A 16,045-nucleotide genomic window follows, 5' to 3' on the forward strand; every position below is an offset into this window, starting at 1 on the left:
ACCGGCAGGGCCCTGGCGCCGTGTGGCGTGTCAGCCCAAGCGGGTCAGTGCGGATCCAGGCGGCTCGTGCCGCAGCGCCTCCAGCAGCTCGGGTTGCTCCATGTCTTCCTCTTCAGCGCCGCCCTCGTCCGACTCCTCATCGCCCGGCACGACCTCGGGCTGCGCGGCCTCGGCTTCCGCCGCCACCCAGGTGTCCGTCTGAATGCTCCAGAACACCGCCACGGTGCTCACGCACAGCACCAGGGACATCGCCAGCGTGCGCAGCCAGCTGGCAAAAAAGGCCCGCGAGAGCTTGAGGAAAACCGCCGTACCCCAGATCGCCGCGACAGTGGTCGGCGAGATGTAGCGCTCCCAGGTCTCGACCGCGCTGTCGTCCGCAAACTGAACCCAGCTCTGGTAGCAGTACGCCAGAACGAGCAGCGGCAGCAGGGCCCAGCTCATCAGCGCAAACCACGACAGGACTCGCGCGCCACCGACAGGGGGCGCGGGAGGACGCCCGGCACGCGGCAGGAAGCACCAGGCCACCCAGAGCACCAAGAGGCACGAGCCCCACTGGTTCAGCCAGCCCTCGTAGTTGAACTGCACCTCCTCGGCAAAGGAAATGCGCTCGAAGGACAGTTCGAGCAGGTTGGCGATCAGCACCAGCAGTGCCAGCTTCCAGGGGCCCGGCGACGCATCGGGGCCGATGCGCGCCCGCAGGAGCACGGAGGCGCGCAGCCCCTCCAGGATCCAGCGAAAGAAGGAGGGGTTCGCAGACGCTGCGGGATCGAATGCCGATGGCTGCGGTTGCGCTTGCTGTGCCGCTGCGGACAACGGGATGTCCGAAGAATTCTCTGTCAATTTCTCAGTCATGTGGAATATCACCGCCCGCGAGCATACAGGGCCGGCGCGATTCCCTCCGTTTCATTGTGCAGCGCGCCTCAATGTGTCCACCACGGGCCGCTGCAATACCTCCCGCAGCCCCCACCAGCCGGCGGCCAGCGCCAGCAACGCGCCCGCCACGGCCCCGGCCAGCGGTACCCACAGCGGCGCATTCCAGCTGAAGTCGAACACATAGCGCGCCAGCGCCCAGCCCACGGCCACCGCCACCACGCTCGCCAGGAAACCCGCAAGCAACCCGACGCCCGCAAGTTCGGCACGCTGCACCTGTCGCAGCAACTGTGCGCGCGCGCCAACGGCACGCATGATGGCGAATTCCCGCGCCCGCTCCTCGCGCGTCGCGGTCACCGCCGCGAACAGCACGACCAGCCCGGCGATCAGCGTGAAGCCGAACAGGAACTCCACGGCCCGGATCACCTGCCCCAGCACCGACTGCACCTGCTGCAGCGTCGCGCTCAGGTCCACGTTGGTGATATTGGGAAACGCGTGTACCAGCGCATTGTCGAAGCCCGCCCTGTCCGGGGCGCGGTAGGCCGCCAGATAGGTGAGCGGCACATCGGGCAGATGGGCCACCGGGTACATCACGAAGAAGTTCGCGCGCATCGATGCCCAGTCCACCTTGCGCAGGCTGGTGATCCTCGCCTCGCTGGCAACGCCGCCGATGTCGAAACGCAGCATGTCGCCGATCTTCAGCCCCAGCGTCTTCGCGATGCCCTCCTCCACGCTGAGCGCATCCTTCTCCCCGGCCGTCCACCTGCCGCCGACAATCAGGTTGTGCTCCGGCGGCTCCGCCGCATTCGACAGATTGAACTCCCGGTCGACCAGGCGCTTGGCACGGTCATCGGTGAAATCATCGGGACCGACCTCCCGGCCATTGACCGCGATGAGCCGGCCCCGGATCATCGGATACCAGTCGAACCGGTCCACCCGCGCTTCCCGCAGCGCCTGCTGGAATGCGTCGGCCTGCTCGGGCAACACGTTGATCACGAAGCGGTTGGGCGCATCGGGCGGCGTGGCCTGCTGCCAGCTGCTGATGAGATCGGTGCGCAGCAGCACCAGCAGCACCAGCGCGAGCAGCCCCACGGAAAGGCTGCTGACCTGCACCACGGCATAGGCCGGCCGCGCCGAAATCTGCCGCGTCGCCAGCACCAGCCAGCGCGGAGCCGTGCTCTCGTTGACCAGCCGGCGCAGCGCCTTCACCGCCAGCCAGGCCAGCACGGCGAACAGTACCACCGCCCCCGCAAAGCCGCCCACGGCGATGCTGCCCAGCCGGAGATCACGGCTCACCGCCATCAGCAGCACGCCAAAGCCCGCCATGCCCACCGCCAGCACCAGCAGCGACACCGGACGGAAGCTTCCCATGTCCCTGCGGATGACCCGCAGCGGCGGTACCTGCGCCAGCTGCAGCACCGGAGGAAGGCCGAAGGCAAACATCAGCGTGAGCCCCACGCCCAACCCAAACAGCACGGGCCAGAGGCTCGCCGCAGGCAGCACGGCATTCACCAGGCCGGCAAACATGAAGACGAACACATAGTGCACCGCAAAGCCCAGCGCCACCCCCAGCAGACTCGCGAACAAGCCGATCAGAGCGAACTCGATGGCGTACGACCAGGCGATGGTGCGCTGGCTCTGGCCGAGCACGCGCAGCATGGCCGAGGCGTCGAGGTGATCGTTCGCGAAGCTGCGGGCCGCCAGCGCCACTGCCACGGCGGACAGCAGGGCCGACAGCAGCGCCACCAGGTTCAGGAAGTTCTGTGCGCGCACCAGCGTCTGGTGCATCTCCGGGCGGCCGCTGTCGAGCGACTCGACGCGCACGCCACGCACATCGTGGGCTTGTGCGCGCTCGAGCGCGAAGGTCTTGAACTGGGCCACCGCACGCGGCGCGTCGCCCGCGACGGCCAGCCGATAGGTGATGCGGCTCGCGGGCTGCACCAGCCCCGTGGCCGCAAGGTCCTGCGCGCCGATCATCACGCGCGGCGCAAAGCTCATGAAACCCGCGCCGCGATCGGGCTCGAGCGTGATGATGCGGGTGACCTTGAGCGATGCATCACCCAAGAGCAGCATGTCGCCGAGCCCGATGCCCAGTGACTCGAGCAGCGGCGCATCGACCCAGGCCTCGCCCGCCGCCGGAATGCCCTGCACCGACTCGCCTTGCACGACCCCGCCCTGTTGCGGCGGCTGCGCGCTCACCTGCACCTGCCCACGCAGGGGATAGCCCGTGTTCACGCTCTTGAGCGCCACCAGCTTGCTCGCACCGCCCTGCGCGTCGCTGGCCCGAGCCATGGTCGGAAAGCTCAGCGTGCCGGCGCTGCGCAAGCCCAGCCTGCGGGCTTCGTCGACGAACGGCTGCGGCGTCGGGTTGTCGCTCACCACCACCACGTCGCCGCCCAACAGCTGCAGCGCATCGCGCTGCAACCCTCCCTGCAGCCTGTCGGAGAAGAACCCCACGGATGTGAGCGCCGCCACCGCCAGCGTCACCGCGACGATCAGCAGCCGCAGTTCACCGGCGCGCACGTCGCGCCACAACGTGCGCCATGCCAGGGACCAGGCGGAGATGGAACGAGCCGTGCTCATGTCATGGAATCCGTTTTCGTAAAGTGAATCAAAACCGCTGCACGGCCCCAGACAGCGGGGAGCAGACGCACCGCAGGGTCATACATAACGTACGGCGGATGGCGGCCGGCAGAAGCCCCAGAGCTGCATGCCCGCCTCATGGGCCAGCTGCAGCGCAAGCGAAGTCGGCGCGGAAATCGTCGCCAGCGCCGGGATGCCGACACGCGCGCACTTGCGCACCAGTTCGTAGCTGGTGCGGCTGGTCATCACCACAAAGCCGGGCGTCCCGAGTTCGCCCTCGATCGCCAGCCTGCCGATCAGCTTGTCGAGTGCATTGTGGCGACCGACATCCTCGAGTACATGCACCAGCGAGCCGTCCGGCCGCGCCCAGCCCGCGGCATGCAGCGACCCCGAGCGCGCATGCAGGGCCTGCCGGGCCGACAGCTCGGAGAACGCCGTGTTGATCTGGTCAACGCCCAGGTGCTCGCACCAATCGGGTGCATTCACCGTCTCCGGGTGCAGGTCCAGGGCCTGGATGCTGTCGATGCCGCAGACACCGCAGCCCGTACGCCCGGCCAGGGTGCGCCGCTGCTCCTTGAGCCGCATGAAGTGGCGCGAGGCAATCTCCATCTGCACGGCGCAACTGGCGTCGGCGGTTCCTGCGCCGTGCACCTGCGTCTCGACGTCCCGGCAGTCGGCGCGTCCGTCCACGATGCCCTCGCTGAGCGCAAAACCCACGCCAAACTCGACCAGATCACCCGGGCTTGCCATCATCACGGCATGCGAAATGCCGTTGAAGACCATGGCCACCGGCACCTCCGCCGAGACCTCGCGCTCCATCTCGCTCGCCAGCGGGATGCCCGCCTTCCACTGCGCGGCCCGTACTTTCACGAGGGCCGGCAAGGTTGTACCCGGCGCATCGGCCACCGGGCAGGCCCCGGAATCGTTCAGGGAAAGAGGATCGGAATGTTGCATACCACAACGATACCAGCACGCCTATAGCGATATCGGCGTAGGCCAATGTCTCATTGAGGGATTGAATGTAAGCAGTTAAGATCAGATCGACTTGTCTCATAGCCACGATGCCCGGCGCATCCAGCCAGTTCTTTGTCGACGGATGCCCTCTTGCGCATGCTCAGCGCCTCTGGCTTTGCGCCCTTGCAGCGTGTTTATGACTTGTAGTTGGGTCCTCCGGTGCCTTACCGACACCGGGGGTTTTGGCGCGGGCCCACCAGCCCGGGCCAGATGTACCAGTTATCACGAAACACTGCGATGAATTTCCAACCAACATCAACCAAGGAGGATCTGTCATGGACATGAACAGAAGACATTTCTTCCGCATGAGCGGGGCGGGCCTGGTCGGCTCCAGCCTCGTCGCCATGGGCTTCTCGCCCACGGCGGCTCTTGCGGAGGTGCGTCAGTTCAAGCTTGCGTCGACCACGATCACGCGCCAGACGTGCACCTACTGCTCCGTAGGCTGCGGCATCCTCATGTACTCGCTGGGTACCGGCGGCAAGAACGCCAAGTCCTCGGTGATCCACGTCGAGGGCGATCCGGATCACCCGGTCAACCGCGGAACGCTGTGCCCCAAGGGCGCCGGCCTGCTCGACTTCATCAACAGCCCCAACCGCCTGCTGTACCCCGAGTACCGCGCACCCGGCTCGGACGAGTGGAAGCGCATGTCCTGGGACGAGGCCCTGACGCGCATCGCCAAGCTCCTCAAGGACGACCGCGACGCGAACTTCCAGGCCAAGACCGATGACGGCCTGACGGTCAACCGCTGGCTCACCACCGGCATGCTCGCGGCTTCGGCGGCCAGCAACGAAGCCGGATACATCACGCACAAAGTGGCCCGCTCGTGGGGCCTGCTCGCATTCGACAACCAGGCTCGTGTTTGACACGGCCCGACGGTGGCAGGTCTTGCCCCGACGTTTGGCCGTGGAGCGATGACGAACCATTGGGTCGACATCAAGAATGCGGACGTTATTCTGATCATGGGCGGCAATGCCGCTGAAGCGCACCCGTGCGGCTTCAAATGGGTCACCGAAGCCAAGGCGCACAACAAGGCGCACTTCATGGTGGTGGACCCGCGTTTCAACCGTTCGGCATCGATCGCGGACTTCTACGCGCCGATTCGCTCGGGCAGCGATATCGTCTTCCTGGGCGGCATCATCAATTACCTGCTCACGAACGACAAGATCCACCACGAGTACGTGAAGAACTACACGGACTTCACCTTCATCGTGCGCGATGACTACGAATTCGTGGACGGCATCTTCTCGGGCTACAACGAGGAAAAGCGCACCTACGACAAGAAGAGCTGGGACTACGAGCTCGGCGAGGATGGCTTCGTCAAGACCGACCCGACGCTGCAGCACCCGCGCTGCGTCTACCAGTTGATGAAGAAGCACTACGAGAGCTACACACCGGAGAAGGTGGAGAGCATCTGCGGCACGCCCAAGGAAAAATTCCTGCACGTGGCCGAAAAGTTCGCATCGACCGCCGTGCCGGGTCGCGCCGCGACCATCATGTATGCGCTCGGCTGGACGCAGCACTCCATCGGCTCGCAGATCCTGCGCTGCGGCGCGATGGTGCAGCTGCTGTGCGGCAACATCGGCGTGGCAGGCGGCGGCATGAACGCGCTGCGCGGTCACTCGAACATCCAGGGACTGACCGACCTCGGCCTGCTCTCCAACAGCCTGCCGGGCTACCTGACGCTGCCCATGCAGGGCGAACAGGACTACCAGGCGTACATCGCGAGCCGCACGCAGAAGCCACTGCGCGCCAATCAGATGAGCTACTGGCAGAACTATCCGAAGTTCCACGTCAGCCTGATGAAGTCGTTCTTCGGGGCTGCGGCCACGGCGGAAAACAACTGGGCATACGACTACCTGCCCAAGCTGGACAAGCCCTACGACATGCTGCAGTACTTCCAACTGATGAACGAAGGCAAGGTCAACGGCTATATCGCGCAGGGCTTCAACCCGATCGCGGCGCTGTCCAACAGCACGCGGGTGCGCGACGGCCTGTCCAAGCTGAAGTTCCTCGTCATCATGGATCCGCTGGCCACCGAGACCTCCGAGTTCTGGAAGAACTTCGGCGAGTTCAACGACGTCGACACCAAGTCCATCCAGACCGAGGTGTTCCGTCTGCCGACCACCTGCTTCGCAGAGGAAGACGGCGCGGTGGTGAGTTCGTCGCGCGTGCTGCAGTGGCACTGGAAGGCCGCGGAGCCGCCGGGAGAAGCCAAGACCGACGTGGCCATCATGTCCGCGCTGCACGTCCGCCTCAAGGCGCTGTACGGCAAGGACGGCGGTGCATTCCCCGACCCGATCGTGAACCTGGACTGGAAGTATGCCCAACCGGCACACCCATCCTCGGAAGAGATCGCCAAGGAGTACAACGGCAAGGCGCTCGCGGACCTGACCGATCCGAAGGACCCGACCAAGGTACTGCGACCCGCCGGCCAGCAGATCTCCGGATTTGCCGAGCTGCGCGACGACGGCACCACGGCCTCGGGCTGCTGGATCTATGCGGGTGCGTGGACGACCGCCGGCAACCAGATGGGCCGCCGCGACAACTCCGACCCGACGGGCATCGGCAACACGCTGAACTGGGCCTGGGCCTGGCCGGCGAACCGCCGCGTGCTCTACAACCGCGCCTCCGCCGACCTGAACGGCAAGCCATTCAATCCGAATCGCGAGCTGGTCAAGTGGAACGGCAAGGCATGGGTGGGAGCGGACGTGCCGGACACCGGCGTCGGCATTGCGCCCGAAACCGGCAACGGCCCGTTCATCATGAACCCGGAAGGCGTGGCCCGTTTCTTTGCAAGAAAGGGCATGGCCGAGGGGCCGTTCCCCACGCACTACGAACCGTTCGACACGCCGGTCGGCAAGAACCCGATGTACCCGAACAACCCCAAGGCCACCAGCTCGCCTGCGGCACGGGTGTTCCCGCACATCTGGGATACCTTCGGCAAGGCGGACGAGTTCCCGCACGTGGGCACGACCTATCGCCTCACCGAGCACTTCCACTACTGGACCAAGCACTCGCTGGTCAATGCCATCACCCAGCCGGAGCAGTTCGTCGAAATCGGCGAGGCGCTGGCCAAGGAACTGGGCATTTCCGCGGGCGACAAGGTCAAGGTGTCTTCCAAGCGAGGCGCGATCAAGGCGGTTGCCGTGGTCACCAAGCGCATCAAGCCGATGAAGATCGAAGGCAAGACGGTGCACCATGTGGGCATTCCGATCCACTGGGGCTTCAAGGGCCTGACCAAGCCGGGCTACCTGGCCAACACGCTGACGCCTTTCGTGGGTGACGGCAACAGCCAGACGCCGGAATTCAAGACCTTCCTCGTGAAGGTCGAGAAAGCGTAAAGGAGCAACAGATGTCATTGCAATCCCTCGATATCATGCGCCTTTCCGCCACGACGACCCCGCCTCCACAGGCGCGGTCGCCGCAGTCCGGCGAGGTCGCCAAGCTCATCGACGTCTCCAAGTGCATCGGCTGCAAAGCCTGCCAGACGGCATGCATGGAGTGGAACGATCTGCGCCAGGAGCCCGGCGAATGCCACGGCACCTACGACAATCCGACCGACCTGACCGAGAACGCGTGGACGGTGATGAAATTCACCGAATACGACAACGAGGCCACGGGCAATCTGGAATGGCTCATCCGCAAGGACGGCTGCATGCACTGCGCCGACCCCGGATGCCTGAAGGCATGCCCTTCGCCCGGAGCGATCGTGCAGTACACCAACGGCATCGTGGATTTCCATGAGGAAAACTGCGTGGGCTGCGGCTACTGCGTGACCGGCTGCCCGTTCAACGTGCCGCGCATCTCCAAGAAAGACCACAAGGCCTACAAGTGCACGCTGTGCTCCGACCGCGTTGCCGTCGGCCGCGAGCCTGCCTGCGTCACCACCTGCCCGACCGGCGCCATCATGTTCGGCACCAAGAAGGCGATGAAGGACCAGGCGGCCGAGCGCATCAAGGATCTGAACGAGCGCGGCTTCAAGGAAGCCGGCCTCTACGATCCTGAGGGTGTGGGCGGCACGCACGTGATGTACGTGCTGCACCATGCCGACAAGCCATCGCTGTACGCGAACCTGCCGGACGCGCCGACCATCAGCCCGATGGTCAGCCTCTGGAAGGGCGTGTCCAAGCCGCTGGCCATGTTCGCACTCGGCGCGGCCGCGCTGGGCAGTCTGTTCCACTACATCACCAAGGGTCCCAACGAAGTCTCCAAGGAATTGGAAGACGAGATGGACGCCAAGGGCGTGGGGGCCTCCCCCAAGCAGAAGAATGAGGAGATGACGCCATGAGACGCAATCCGAACGACTTGCAGCGCTACTCCGCCTCGGAGCGCCTGAACCACTGGGTGGTGGGCATCTGCTTCATCCTGCTGGCCCTCTCGGGGCTGGCGTTCTTCCACCCGGCGTTCTTCCCGCTGACCATGCTGTTCGGCGGCGGTCCGTGGACGCGCATCCTGCATCCCTACATCGGTGTGGTGATGTTCGTGTTCTTCCTCGTGATGTTCTTCCGCTTCGCGAAGCTCAACGTCATCGAGGACCGCGACATCGAGTGGCTCAAGAACGTCAACAAGATGGTGGACGGCGACGACCATGACATGCCCGAGCAGGGCAAGTACAACGGCGGGCAGAAGGTGCTGTTCTGGGGCCTGGGCCTCGGCATGCTGGTGCTCATCGTCTCGGGCGTGATGATGTGGCGCGCATGGCTGAACCTGCCGGTGACCGCAGTGCGCATCGCATCCGTGCTGCACGCCGTGGCCGCCGTGTGGATGATCGGCCTGATCATCATGCACGTCTACGCCGCGATCTGGACGCGCGGCACCATCCGCGCCATGCTCTACGGCACGGTGACCCGCGCCTGGGCCAAGCAGCACCATCGCGGCTGGTATCGCAAGATGACGGGCGATAACAGCTAACATAGCCACTCGCCCTGTCCTGCCGCCGATTGCTTCAGGCAAGTCGGCGGCAGTTTCTTTTTAGGGAGCACAAACTCGTGCAACGCATTCTTCAACCGGGCGACATCGAAGCCCTGGACCGAACCAATCCCCAGCGCGTGCGCCTGCCGCAGCCCGCGCAGATCTTTGCCGAGCGCGCCGCGCGTCTCGAACAGAAGGCCGATGGCAACCCCATCGCCGACTACCTGCGCTTTGTCGCACAGATTGTCCGCGCCCAGCAGAAGGCCGCCGCCAGCGTGCAGACAACCGCGCCCGACGCAGCGCAGATCGCGCAGGCACAGGAGCACTCGATGCCGCTGCTGCCCGCAGCCAGCCATGTCGATCCAGCATGGCATGCCGTGCTCGACCAGATCGTGGCAGACCTGCAGGCCGCCAGCGGCATCCCCGAACCGCTCGCCCCCACCCTCGCGGCACTCGCCACCATGGACAGGGAAGACCGCGACACGCTCGCACGCCGCGTGCTCGTCGGCCTGCTCACCGAGAGCGCCGACCTTGCCGCCGCCCCCATCGTCATGGCGGCATTGCAGGTCGTCCTGGCCGACCGCGCAGGCAAGCTGCAGGAGAGCGACATTCCCTACACCGACCCCGCCACGGTCTGCCCCGTGTGCGGAACGGCACCCGTTGCCAGCGTGCTCCGCATCGGCGGGCGCGACGCGGGCCTGCGCTACCTGCACTGCGGCGCATGCTGTACCGAATGGCACATGGTGCGCGTGAAGTGCAGCCATTGCGAGAGCACCAAGGGCGTGAAATACCAGAAGGTGGACGGGGCTGACGACACCGTGCTGGCCGAGACCTGCGACGTGTGCCATACCTACCGCAAGATCACGAACCAGGAAAAGGATCCGTTCGCTGAACCGGTGGCCGACGACCTCGCCACGCTCATGCTCGACCTGCTGATGAGCGAGACCGACTTCGCGCGCGCCAGCACCAATCCGCTGCTGCCCATGGCGGGCGGCGAGGCCCACTGACCACCGAGACCACGCACGATGACCATGGAATCTGTTGTCCCCCCTGCCGCATCCGCAGCCGCGCGGTTGCCCTCCGTGGATCGCGTGCTGGGGACTGCGTCGCTCAAGGCCCTGGTCGCCGAATATGGTGCGTCCGCGTGCACGGCCGGTGTGCGCAGCGTGATCGAGGAACTGCGCCCCGCCGCACTTGCCGGCGGCGCGGCTCCCGAGGACCTTGCACCACAGGCCATTGCAGAACGGGTAGCCGCACGGCTTGCTGCACAGTTCGCTCCGCGCCTGAAGGCGGTATTCAACCTCACGGGCACGGTGCTGCACACCAACCTGGGGCGCGCGCTGCTGCCCGACGCCGCCGTACAGGCGGTGGTGCAGGCCCTCACCACGCCCGCCAACCTGGAGTTCGACCTGGCCACCGGCGGACGCGGAGATCGCGACGATCTCGTCAACGAACTGCTGCGCGAGCTCACCGGGGCGGAGGCGGCCACCGTGGTGAACAACAATGCCGCTGCCGTGCTGCTCACGCTCAATGCGTTGGCAGCCCGCAAGGAAGTGATCGTCTCGCGCGGCGAGCTGGTCGAGATCGGCGGCGCATTCCGCATCCCCGACATCATGAGCCGCGCGGGCGCCAGGCTGGTCGAGGTGGGCACCACCAACCGCACGCATGCCAAGGACTACGCCGACGCCATCACCGACCGCACGGCGCTGCTCATGAAGGTGCACTGCAGCAACTACGAGGTCAAGGGCTTCACCAAGAGCGTGCCGGAATCCGAGGTGGCCGCGATCGCGCACGCCAGGGGGCTGCCGCTGGCCGTCGACCTGGGCAGCGGCACGCTCGTCGATCTGGCGCAATACGGCTTGCCCCACGAGGCCACGGTGCGCGAGACCATCGCCGCGGGCGCCGACCTGGTCACCTTCAGTGGCGACAAGCTGCTGGGCGGCCCGCAGGCCGGCCTCATTGTCGGCAACAGGGACCTGATCGCGAAGATCAAGAAGAATCCTCTCAAGCGCGCGCTGCGCGTGGGCAAGCTCACGCTCGCGGCGCTGGAGCCCGTGCTGCAGCTCTACCTCTCGCCCGAGCACCTGGCCGAGCGCCTCACCACGCTGCGCCTCTTCACGCGTCCGCAGGCGCAGATGAAGGCCCAGGCACAGATGCTGCAGGCCGCCGTACAGGCCGCAGTGGGCAGCGCGTACGAGGTGCGCGCCGAACCCATGCTCAGCCAGATCGGTAGCGGCGCGCTGCCCGTGGACACGCTGCCGAGCTACGGCCTCGCCCTCCGCCCGCTGAACGTCAAGCGCGCCGGCCGCGCCTTGGGCAGGCTCGAGGCCGCGCTGCGCGGCCTACCACGCCCGGTCATCGGCCGCATCGCGAGCGACGCCCTGTGGCTCGACCTGCGCGGCCTCGAATCACGCGACGAAGCCCTCTTCACGCAGCAGCTCGGTGCACTGGCCGATGCCATGTCGCAGCAGAGCTGAACACCGCATCCTTCCACCGCCCCTCCCTCCGTAACGCACAGCGCATGATCATCGGCACAGCAGGTCATATCGACCACGGCAAAACATCCCTGGTGCGCGCCCTCACCGGCGTGGAGACCGATCGCCTGCCCGAGGAAAAGCGGCGCGGCATCTCGATCGAGCTTGGCTACGCCTACCTGCACACGGACGACGGCACGACGCTCGGCTTCGTGGACGTGCCGGGCCACGAGAAGCTGCTGCACACCATGCTCGCGGGCGCCACCGGCATCGCGCATGCGCTGCTCGTCGTTGCAGCGGACGATGGCGTGATGCCGCAGACGCGCGAGCACTTTGCCGTGGTGTCCCTGCTGGGCGTGAGCCGCGCCACCGTGGCCATCACCAAGATCGACCGGCTCGACGCGGCGACCCGCGTGCAGCGGCTCGCACAGGTGCGCGCCGAAATCGCCGCGCTGCTGGCCCCCACGGAGCTGGCAGGGTCGCCGGTGTTTGAAGTGTCTGCCACCCAGGGCGCGGGCATCGACGCGCTGCGCGAACATCTCCTGGCGCAGGCACGCCCGCACGACCTTGCCCTGCCAAGGGGCAGCGATGTGCATGCGTTCCGCCTCGCCGTGGACCGCAGCTTCACGCTCGCCGGTGTGGGCACCGTGGTCACCGGCAGCGTGACCAGCGGCACGGTGTACCTGGGCGATGAACTCACGCTCAGCCCCAGCGGCAGGCAGGTTCGCGTGCGCGGCATCCACGCCCTGAACCGGCAGGCCGAGTCGGCCACCCAGGGCCAGCGCTGCGCCCTGGCGCTCGCCGGCGTCGCCAAGGATGAGGTCCGCCGAGGCGAATGGATCAGCGCCAGGAGCATCGCGCTCCATGCGTCCCGAATCGACGTGCAGTGCACGCTCTGGCCCGATGAAGCACGCGCACTGCGCTCCGGAACCCCGGTGCATGTGCACCTGGGCACCAGCGACATCACGGGCAGTATCGTGCTGCTCGACAGGACCGCGCTCGAAGCCGGAGAGACGGCTCTGGCCCAATTGGTTCTTCATGCCAGCGTCGCCGCATGGCACGGCGACCGAGGCGTGCTGCGTGACGCATCCGCCACGCGCACCCTTGCCGGCATACGGGTGCTCGATCCGTTTGCACCCCAGCGCTACCGCAGCACGCCCGAGCGCTTGGCAGTCCTGCAGGCCCAGGCCGAAACGGCCGCCGCCAACCGCCTGGAAGGCCTGCTCGCACATGCCGCGCTGGGCCTCGACCTGACTCGCACCGCACGCGCCGAGGCGCTGCAAGGCCCGGACGCTCTGCCTCTCCCAGCAGACACCCTGCGCTTTGCCAACGACCAGATGGCCATCGCGCCCGTCGCCATCGCGGCACTCAAGGGGCGCGTGCTGGAGCGCCTGCACCATTTCCATCAGGCATCGCCCGACGAGATCGGTCCGGACATCAAGCGCCTCAAGCGCCTGGCCGCACCGCGTGCAGACGACGCGCTGTGGCAGTACCTCATCGCGCAGCTGACCGCCGAAGGCTCCATCGCCCGCAGCGGCCACTGGCTGCACCTGCCCGAGCACGCCGTGCGCATGAATGCCGCGGAAGAGCAGATGGCCCAGCAACTACTGCCGCGACTCGACCAGGGAGCGTTCGATCCACCATGGGTTCGCACGCTGGCAACCGACACCCAGATCCCCGAGGCCATGGTGCGCCAGACCCTGGCCAGCCTGGCACGGCGCGGTCAGGTATTCCAGGTGGTGAAGGACTTGTTCTATCCACTGAATACAATCGAGCGTCTTGCCATCATCGCGCGCACCTGCGAAGCGGCCGACGCAGGCCTGCAAGCCGCCGCCTTCCGCGACGCCACGGGCCTCGGCCGCAAGCGCGCCATTCAGTTGCTGGAGTTCTTCGACCGCGTGGGTTTCACCCGCCGGGTCAAGGACCAGCACCTGCTCAGGCCGGGCACGTCACTGTTCGAGTGAGAGGAAAGAACAATTCGAATGCCGGAGATGGACCATTCGCCGGTCGGTCTCCGCGTGAGGAAGGGAAGCGTCCCTGGTGGGGCGCCCGGGCTTCAAACCCGGTGGATTGCGCCATGCGCGGTCGGTAGGTTCGACTCCTGCTCCTTTCCGCCAATTTTTGGCTAGTAAATCTGTCGCTGAGGGTGACCGGCAGAAATGCACGGAGCGCTCAGGGAACACATGTAGCTTCTTGAACCTCTGCAATAGAGCTACCCAAAAGCATCATTTTTCAAAAAATAAGTACTTTCGTACTCATTCACTCCGCAACCTGAAGCCGAGCCGCGAAGCAGGCTTCAGCGTATCGCTGGAGGTAGCCGAGCTTCTCTGCGTCGAACTCAACGGACTCCCGGAGATCGAGAAAACGGCTTGCAGTTTCTCGGTCGAGTTCGATGGCTGCATGGACCACGCCGCTGGTGCCTGGATTTGCGGCCCCGCCACTACCGGGTTCACGCACGTATCGGGTGACGATGCGCACCCCGCAAGTGCCAGCAGCGACACAAGCGCGCAGGCGGTCGGTTTCAGCTTTTGCATCTGAAATTCCCTTCGTTGATTTTTCGTCGGCTGCCTGGATGGCTGCATTGGCTGCTGCTCCTGCTCTTTGGACCGCCTGCATGGTGCTTGCGGTCTTGGTGGCTATGTCGGCCAGCACCTGGGCGTGATCCACCCTCAGTGAGGCAATGCGGGCCTCCGCGCGCCAACCGTTGACGACCCACCCGGCTGCCGCGCCCAATGCGAGGATGACCAGAGAGGCGAGGATCTTGATTTGCGCAGTCATAAGTCCCTCTCGCACAACGCGCGCTCTGTCGCCCGCCGCTTGACCAGTCCGGGCAGTTCTTTACCGCCCGCTACTGTCCAGCGGGACAGCTCGGCACATGCACCCGACATATCACCCGCATTCGCCTTGCGGACAAGTGTGGAGTTGCAAAACGCCCCATTGCCCACGTTGAAGGCAAAGGACAGGAATGCGGCCTTTTGACCATCGCTCAGCGAATGCCGAACGCAGTCCAATGCCACTGCGTGCTTGACCAGGTCGGCCTCAAGCTGCGCCAGACATTGCTCATCAGTGAATGTCTGCCCCGACTTCAGTTCCGACCCAGTGTGGCCATAGCACGATGTGAGCACTCCAACCGGGTCTACGTAGGTTCGATTGACCTTGCCTTCGTAGTACGCCACCACAGGAATGACAAGGGCTGCCGCAGTAGCCCCGATCTTGGCGATGAGCCTGGCTCGATCACTCATAGCTTGTCCCACCCCGTCCCAATGTCATGGCTCAGCCGCACATCCATTTCGCGCTGCTCGCGCCGGTCGCGTCGCCAGCTCCAGAACTGCCCCAGCAACAGCCCCAGCACCGCAACAACGATACCGACGATCACACCGACCTCGGACAATGTGAGGCCACTGACAAACGCCGTTGCGCCACCTCCATAGGCAGCCGTCTTTCCCGCGACAATGCCAACGCTTTCAGTCGTGCTGCTCATATGTATTTCCAATAAGAAAACCCGCCGAAGCGGGTTTGGATAGAGAGGGGCAACCTATACGCGTTTTGCTGCCTCATCGATTGCCGCAATGAGTCGCAAGGCCAGCCGGTCCGAAGCATCCTGGGTCCGATGGATGTGATCAGGCTGCAGGTCACCTTCACCTTGATATTCCTCGTCCCAGCCTGCATACACCACATCTTGCTCTTGTGCCACGTCGCGCATGACTTTCGTGAACTCAATGAGATTCGCGTCCATCGCGGGATCGTAATAGCCGCTTGGAAAGGGCACGATTCCGGTAAACACAGGCACTGCACCCGCATCGCGAATGACCTTCAGTGCTTCCAACAAGTGCTGTCGATAGTCACCTGGCGCAAGCAACCCATTGGAGTCATTGAGCCCCAGGCCCAGCACAATGATTTGCGAGTTGTGAGGTGCATCCTTGAACGCAGGCTGTGGGCCTGCCGGATACATGTATTCCGGCGCACCAGGGAACGGCTCCTGGTAACCCACCATGAAGTCCGCCAACTTCAGGCCACATGCATTGCGATCCGTCAGCGTCCAATTGGGACGCAATTTCTTCATGACCATGGCGGGACTGCGCTCCAGCAGCACGCCAAACAGGATGCTGTCCCCATCCAGCTCTACTGTGAGTGGACAACAGCGCACGCAGAACTTGCGCAAGAATTTGCAGATTATTTCTTTGATGTTCATT

The 16,045-nt window shown here is 65.2% G+C and carries 13 protein-coding genes and 1 tRNA gene; 7 read left to right on the forward strand and 7 right to left on the reverse strand.

The annotated features are described in order from the left end of the window. Positions 1 to 30: 30 nt before the first annotated feature. From H9K76_RS18330 to fdhD, 3 genes are all read right to left on the reverse strand, one after another. Positions 31 to 852: a hypothetical protein gene (locus H9K76_RS18330; protein WP_187596741.1), complete on the reverse strand. Its 822-nt coding sequence runs from the start codon at positions 850 to 852 to the stop codon at positions 31 to 33. A 51-nt stretch (positions 853 to 903) separates the two neighbouring features. Further along, on the reverse strand, positions 904 to 3,453 hold the full coding sequence (locus H9K76_RS18335) for an ABC transporter permease (RefSeq protein WP_187596742.1): 2,550 nt from the start codon (positions 3,451 to 3,453) through the stop codon (positions 904 to 906). A 78-nt stretch (positions 3,454 to 3,531) separates the two neighbouring features. Continuing rightward, the gene (gene fdhD / locus H9K76_RS18340) at positions 3,532 to 4,407 is read right to left on the reverse strand and encodes a formate dehydrogenase accessory sulfurtransferase FdhD (RefSeq protein ID WP_187596743.1); all 876 of its coding nucleotides are present in this window, start codon (positions 4,405 to 4,407) and stop codon (positions 3,532 to 3,534) included. Between the two features lie 335 nt (positions 4,408 to 4,742). Between fdhD and fdnG the strand changes: the two genes are divergently transcribed. The 7 genes from fdnG (at position 4,743) to H9K76_RS18375 (ending at position 13,969) form a co-directional block, all read left to right on the forward strand. After that, a complete protein-coding gene (fdnG, locus tag H9K76_RS18345) occupies positions 4,743 to 7,808 on the forward strand; it encodes a formate dehydrogenase-N subunit alpha (RefSeq protein WP_187596744.1) in 3,066 nt (1,021 codons plus the stop codon). 11 nt (positions 7,809 to 7,819) lie between these two features. Continuing rightward, the gene (fdxH, locus tag H9K76_RS18350; protein WP_187596745.1) at positions 7,820 to 8,755 is read left to right on the forward strand and encodes a formate dehydrogenase subunit beta; all 936 of its coding nucleotides are present in this window, start codon (positions 7,820 to 7,822) and stop codon (positions 8,753 to 8,755) included. Beyond that, complete coding sequence (locus H9K76_RS18355) at positions 8,752 to 9,378, forward strand: formate dehydrogenase subunit gamma (RefSeq protein WP_187596746.1); 627 nt, start codon at positions 8,752 to 8,754, stop codon at positions 9,376 to 9,378. The genes fdxH and H9K76_RS18355 overlap by 4 nt, the downstream gene beginning before the upstream one ends. Positions 9,379 to 9,455: 77 nt before the next feature. Then, the gene (fdhE, locus tag H9K76_RS18360; RefSeq protein ID WP_187596747.1) at positions 9,456 to 10,385 is read left to right on the forward strand and encodes a formate dehydrogenase accessory protein FdhE; all 930 of its coding nucleotides are present in this window, start codon (positions 9,456 to 9,458) and stop codon (positions 10,383 to 10,385) included. A 24-nt stretch (positions 10,386 to 10,409) separates the two neighbouring features. Beyond that, the gene (gene selA, locus H9K76_RS18365; RefSeq protein ID WP_425489620.1) at positions 10,410 to 11,855 is read left to right on the forward strand and encodes an L-seryl-tRNA(Sec) selenium transferase; all 1,446 of its coding nucleotides are present in this window, start codon (positions 10,410 to 10,412) and stop codon (positions 11,853 to 11,855) included. A gap of 44 nt (positions 11,856 to 11,899) precedes the next feature. Further along, positions 11,900 to 13,816, forward strand: coding sequence for a selenocysteine-specific translation elongation factor (selB, locus tag H9K76_RS18370; protein ID WP_187596749.1), 1,917 nt, complete (start codon positions 11,900 to 11,902; stop codon positions 13,814 to 13,816). Positions 13,817 to 13,874: 58 nt separating this feature from the next. Next, positions 13,875 to 13,969 (forward strand) — tRNA-Sec (locus tag H9K76_RS18375). Between the two features lie 142 nt (positions 13,970 to 14,111). Here the strand turns inward: H9K76_RS18375 and H9K76_RS18380 are convergent. The 4 genes from H9K76_RS18380 to H9K76_RS18395 are packed head-to-tail and all read right to left on the reverse strand — an operon-like array spanning position 14,112 to position 16,044. Then, a complete protein-coding gene (locus H9K76_RS18380; RefSeq protein WP_187596750.1) occupies positions 14,112 to 14,630 on the reverse strand; it encodes a lysis system i-spanin subunit Rz in 519 nt (172 codons plus the stop codon). After that, the gene (locus H9K76_RS18385) at positions 14,627 to 15,094 is read right to left on the reverse strand and encodes a lysozyme (RefSeq protein WP_187596751.1); all 468 of its coding nucleotides are present in this window, start codon (positions 15,092 to 15,094) and stop codon (positions 14,627 to 14,629) included. The genes H9K76_RS18380 and H9K76_RS18385 overlap by 4 nt, the downstream gene beginning before the upstream one ends. Next, positions 15,091 to 15,333 carry a holin gene (locus tag H9K76_RS18390; RefSeq protein WP_187596752.1) on the reverse strand — a complete coding sequence of 81 codons (243 nt, stop codon included), beginning with the start codon at positions 15,331 to 15,333 and terminating at the stop codon, positions 15,091 to 15,093. Before H9K76_RS18390 ends, H9K76_RS18385 begins: the two co-directional genes overlap by 4 nt. A 54-nt stretch (positions 15,334 to 15,387) precedes the next feature. Further along, on the reverse strand, positions 15,388 to 16,044 hold the full coding sequence (locus H9K76_RS18395; RefSeq protein WP_187596753.1) for a GDSL-type esterase/lipase family protein: 657 nt from the start codon (positions 16,042 to 16,044) through the stop codon (positions 15,388 to 15,390). Position 16,045 lies beyond the last annotated feature (1 nt).

Origin of the sequence: Diaphorobacter ruginosibacter (assembly GCF_014395975.1) — a bacterium.
Classification (GTDB): Bacteria; Pseudomonadota; Gammaproteobacteria; order Burkholderiales; family Burkholderiaceae_C; genus Diaphorobacter_A; species Diaphorobacter_A ruginosibacter.

Excerpts from the sequence above, each read along its gene's own strand:
- H9K76_RS18330 (WP_187596741.1), bottom strand. The coding sequence starts at position 852 with ATGACTGAGAAATTGACAGAGAATTCTTCGGACATCCCGTTGTCCGCA.
- H9K76_RS18335 (WP_187596742.1), bottom strand. The coding sequence starts at position 3,453 with ATGAGCACGGCTCGTTCCATCTCCGCCTGGTCCCTGGCATGGCGCACG.
- fdhD (WP_187596743.1), bottom strand. The coding sequence starts at position 4,407 with ATGCAACATTCCGATCCTCTTTCCCTGAACGATTCCGGGGCCTGCCCG.
- fdxH (WP_187596745.1), top strand. The coding sequence starts at position 7,820 with ATGTCATTGCAATCCCTCGATATCATGCGCCTTTCCGCCACGACGACC.
- H9K76_RS18355 (WP_187596746.1), top strand. The coding sequence starts at position 8,752 with ATGAGACGCAATCCGAACGACTTGCAGCGCTACTCCGCCTCGGAGCGC.
- selA (WP_425489620.1), top strand. The coding sequence starts at position 10,410 with ATGGAATCTGTTGTCCCCCCTGCCGCATCCGCAGCCGCGCGGTTGCCC.
- selB (WP_187596749.1), top strand. The coding sequence starts at position 11,900 with ATGATCATCGGCACAGCAGGTCATATCGACCACGGCAAAACATCCCTG.
- H9K76_RS18380 (WP_187596750.1), bottom strand. The coding sequence starts at position 14,630 with ATGACTGCGCAAATCAAGATCCTCGCCTCTCTGGTCATCCTCGCATTG.
- H9K76_RS18385 (WP_187596751.1), bottom strand. The coding sequence starts at position 15,094 with ATGAGTGATCGAGCCAGGCTCATCGCCAAGATCGGGGCTACTGCGGCA.
- H9K76_RS18390 (WP_187596752.1), bottom strand. The coding sequence starts at position 15,333 with ATGAGCAGCACGACTGAAAGCGTTGGCATTGTCGCGGGAAAGACGGCT.
- H9K76_RS18395 (WP_187596753.1), bottom strand. The coding sequence starts at position 16,044 with ATGAACATCAAAGAAATAATCTGCAAATTCTTGCGCAAGTTCTGCGTG.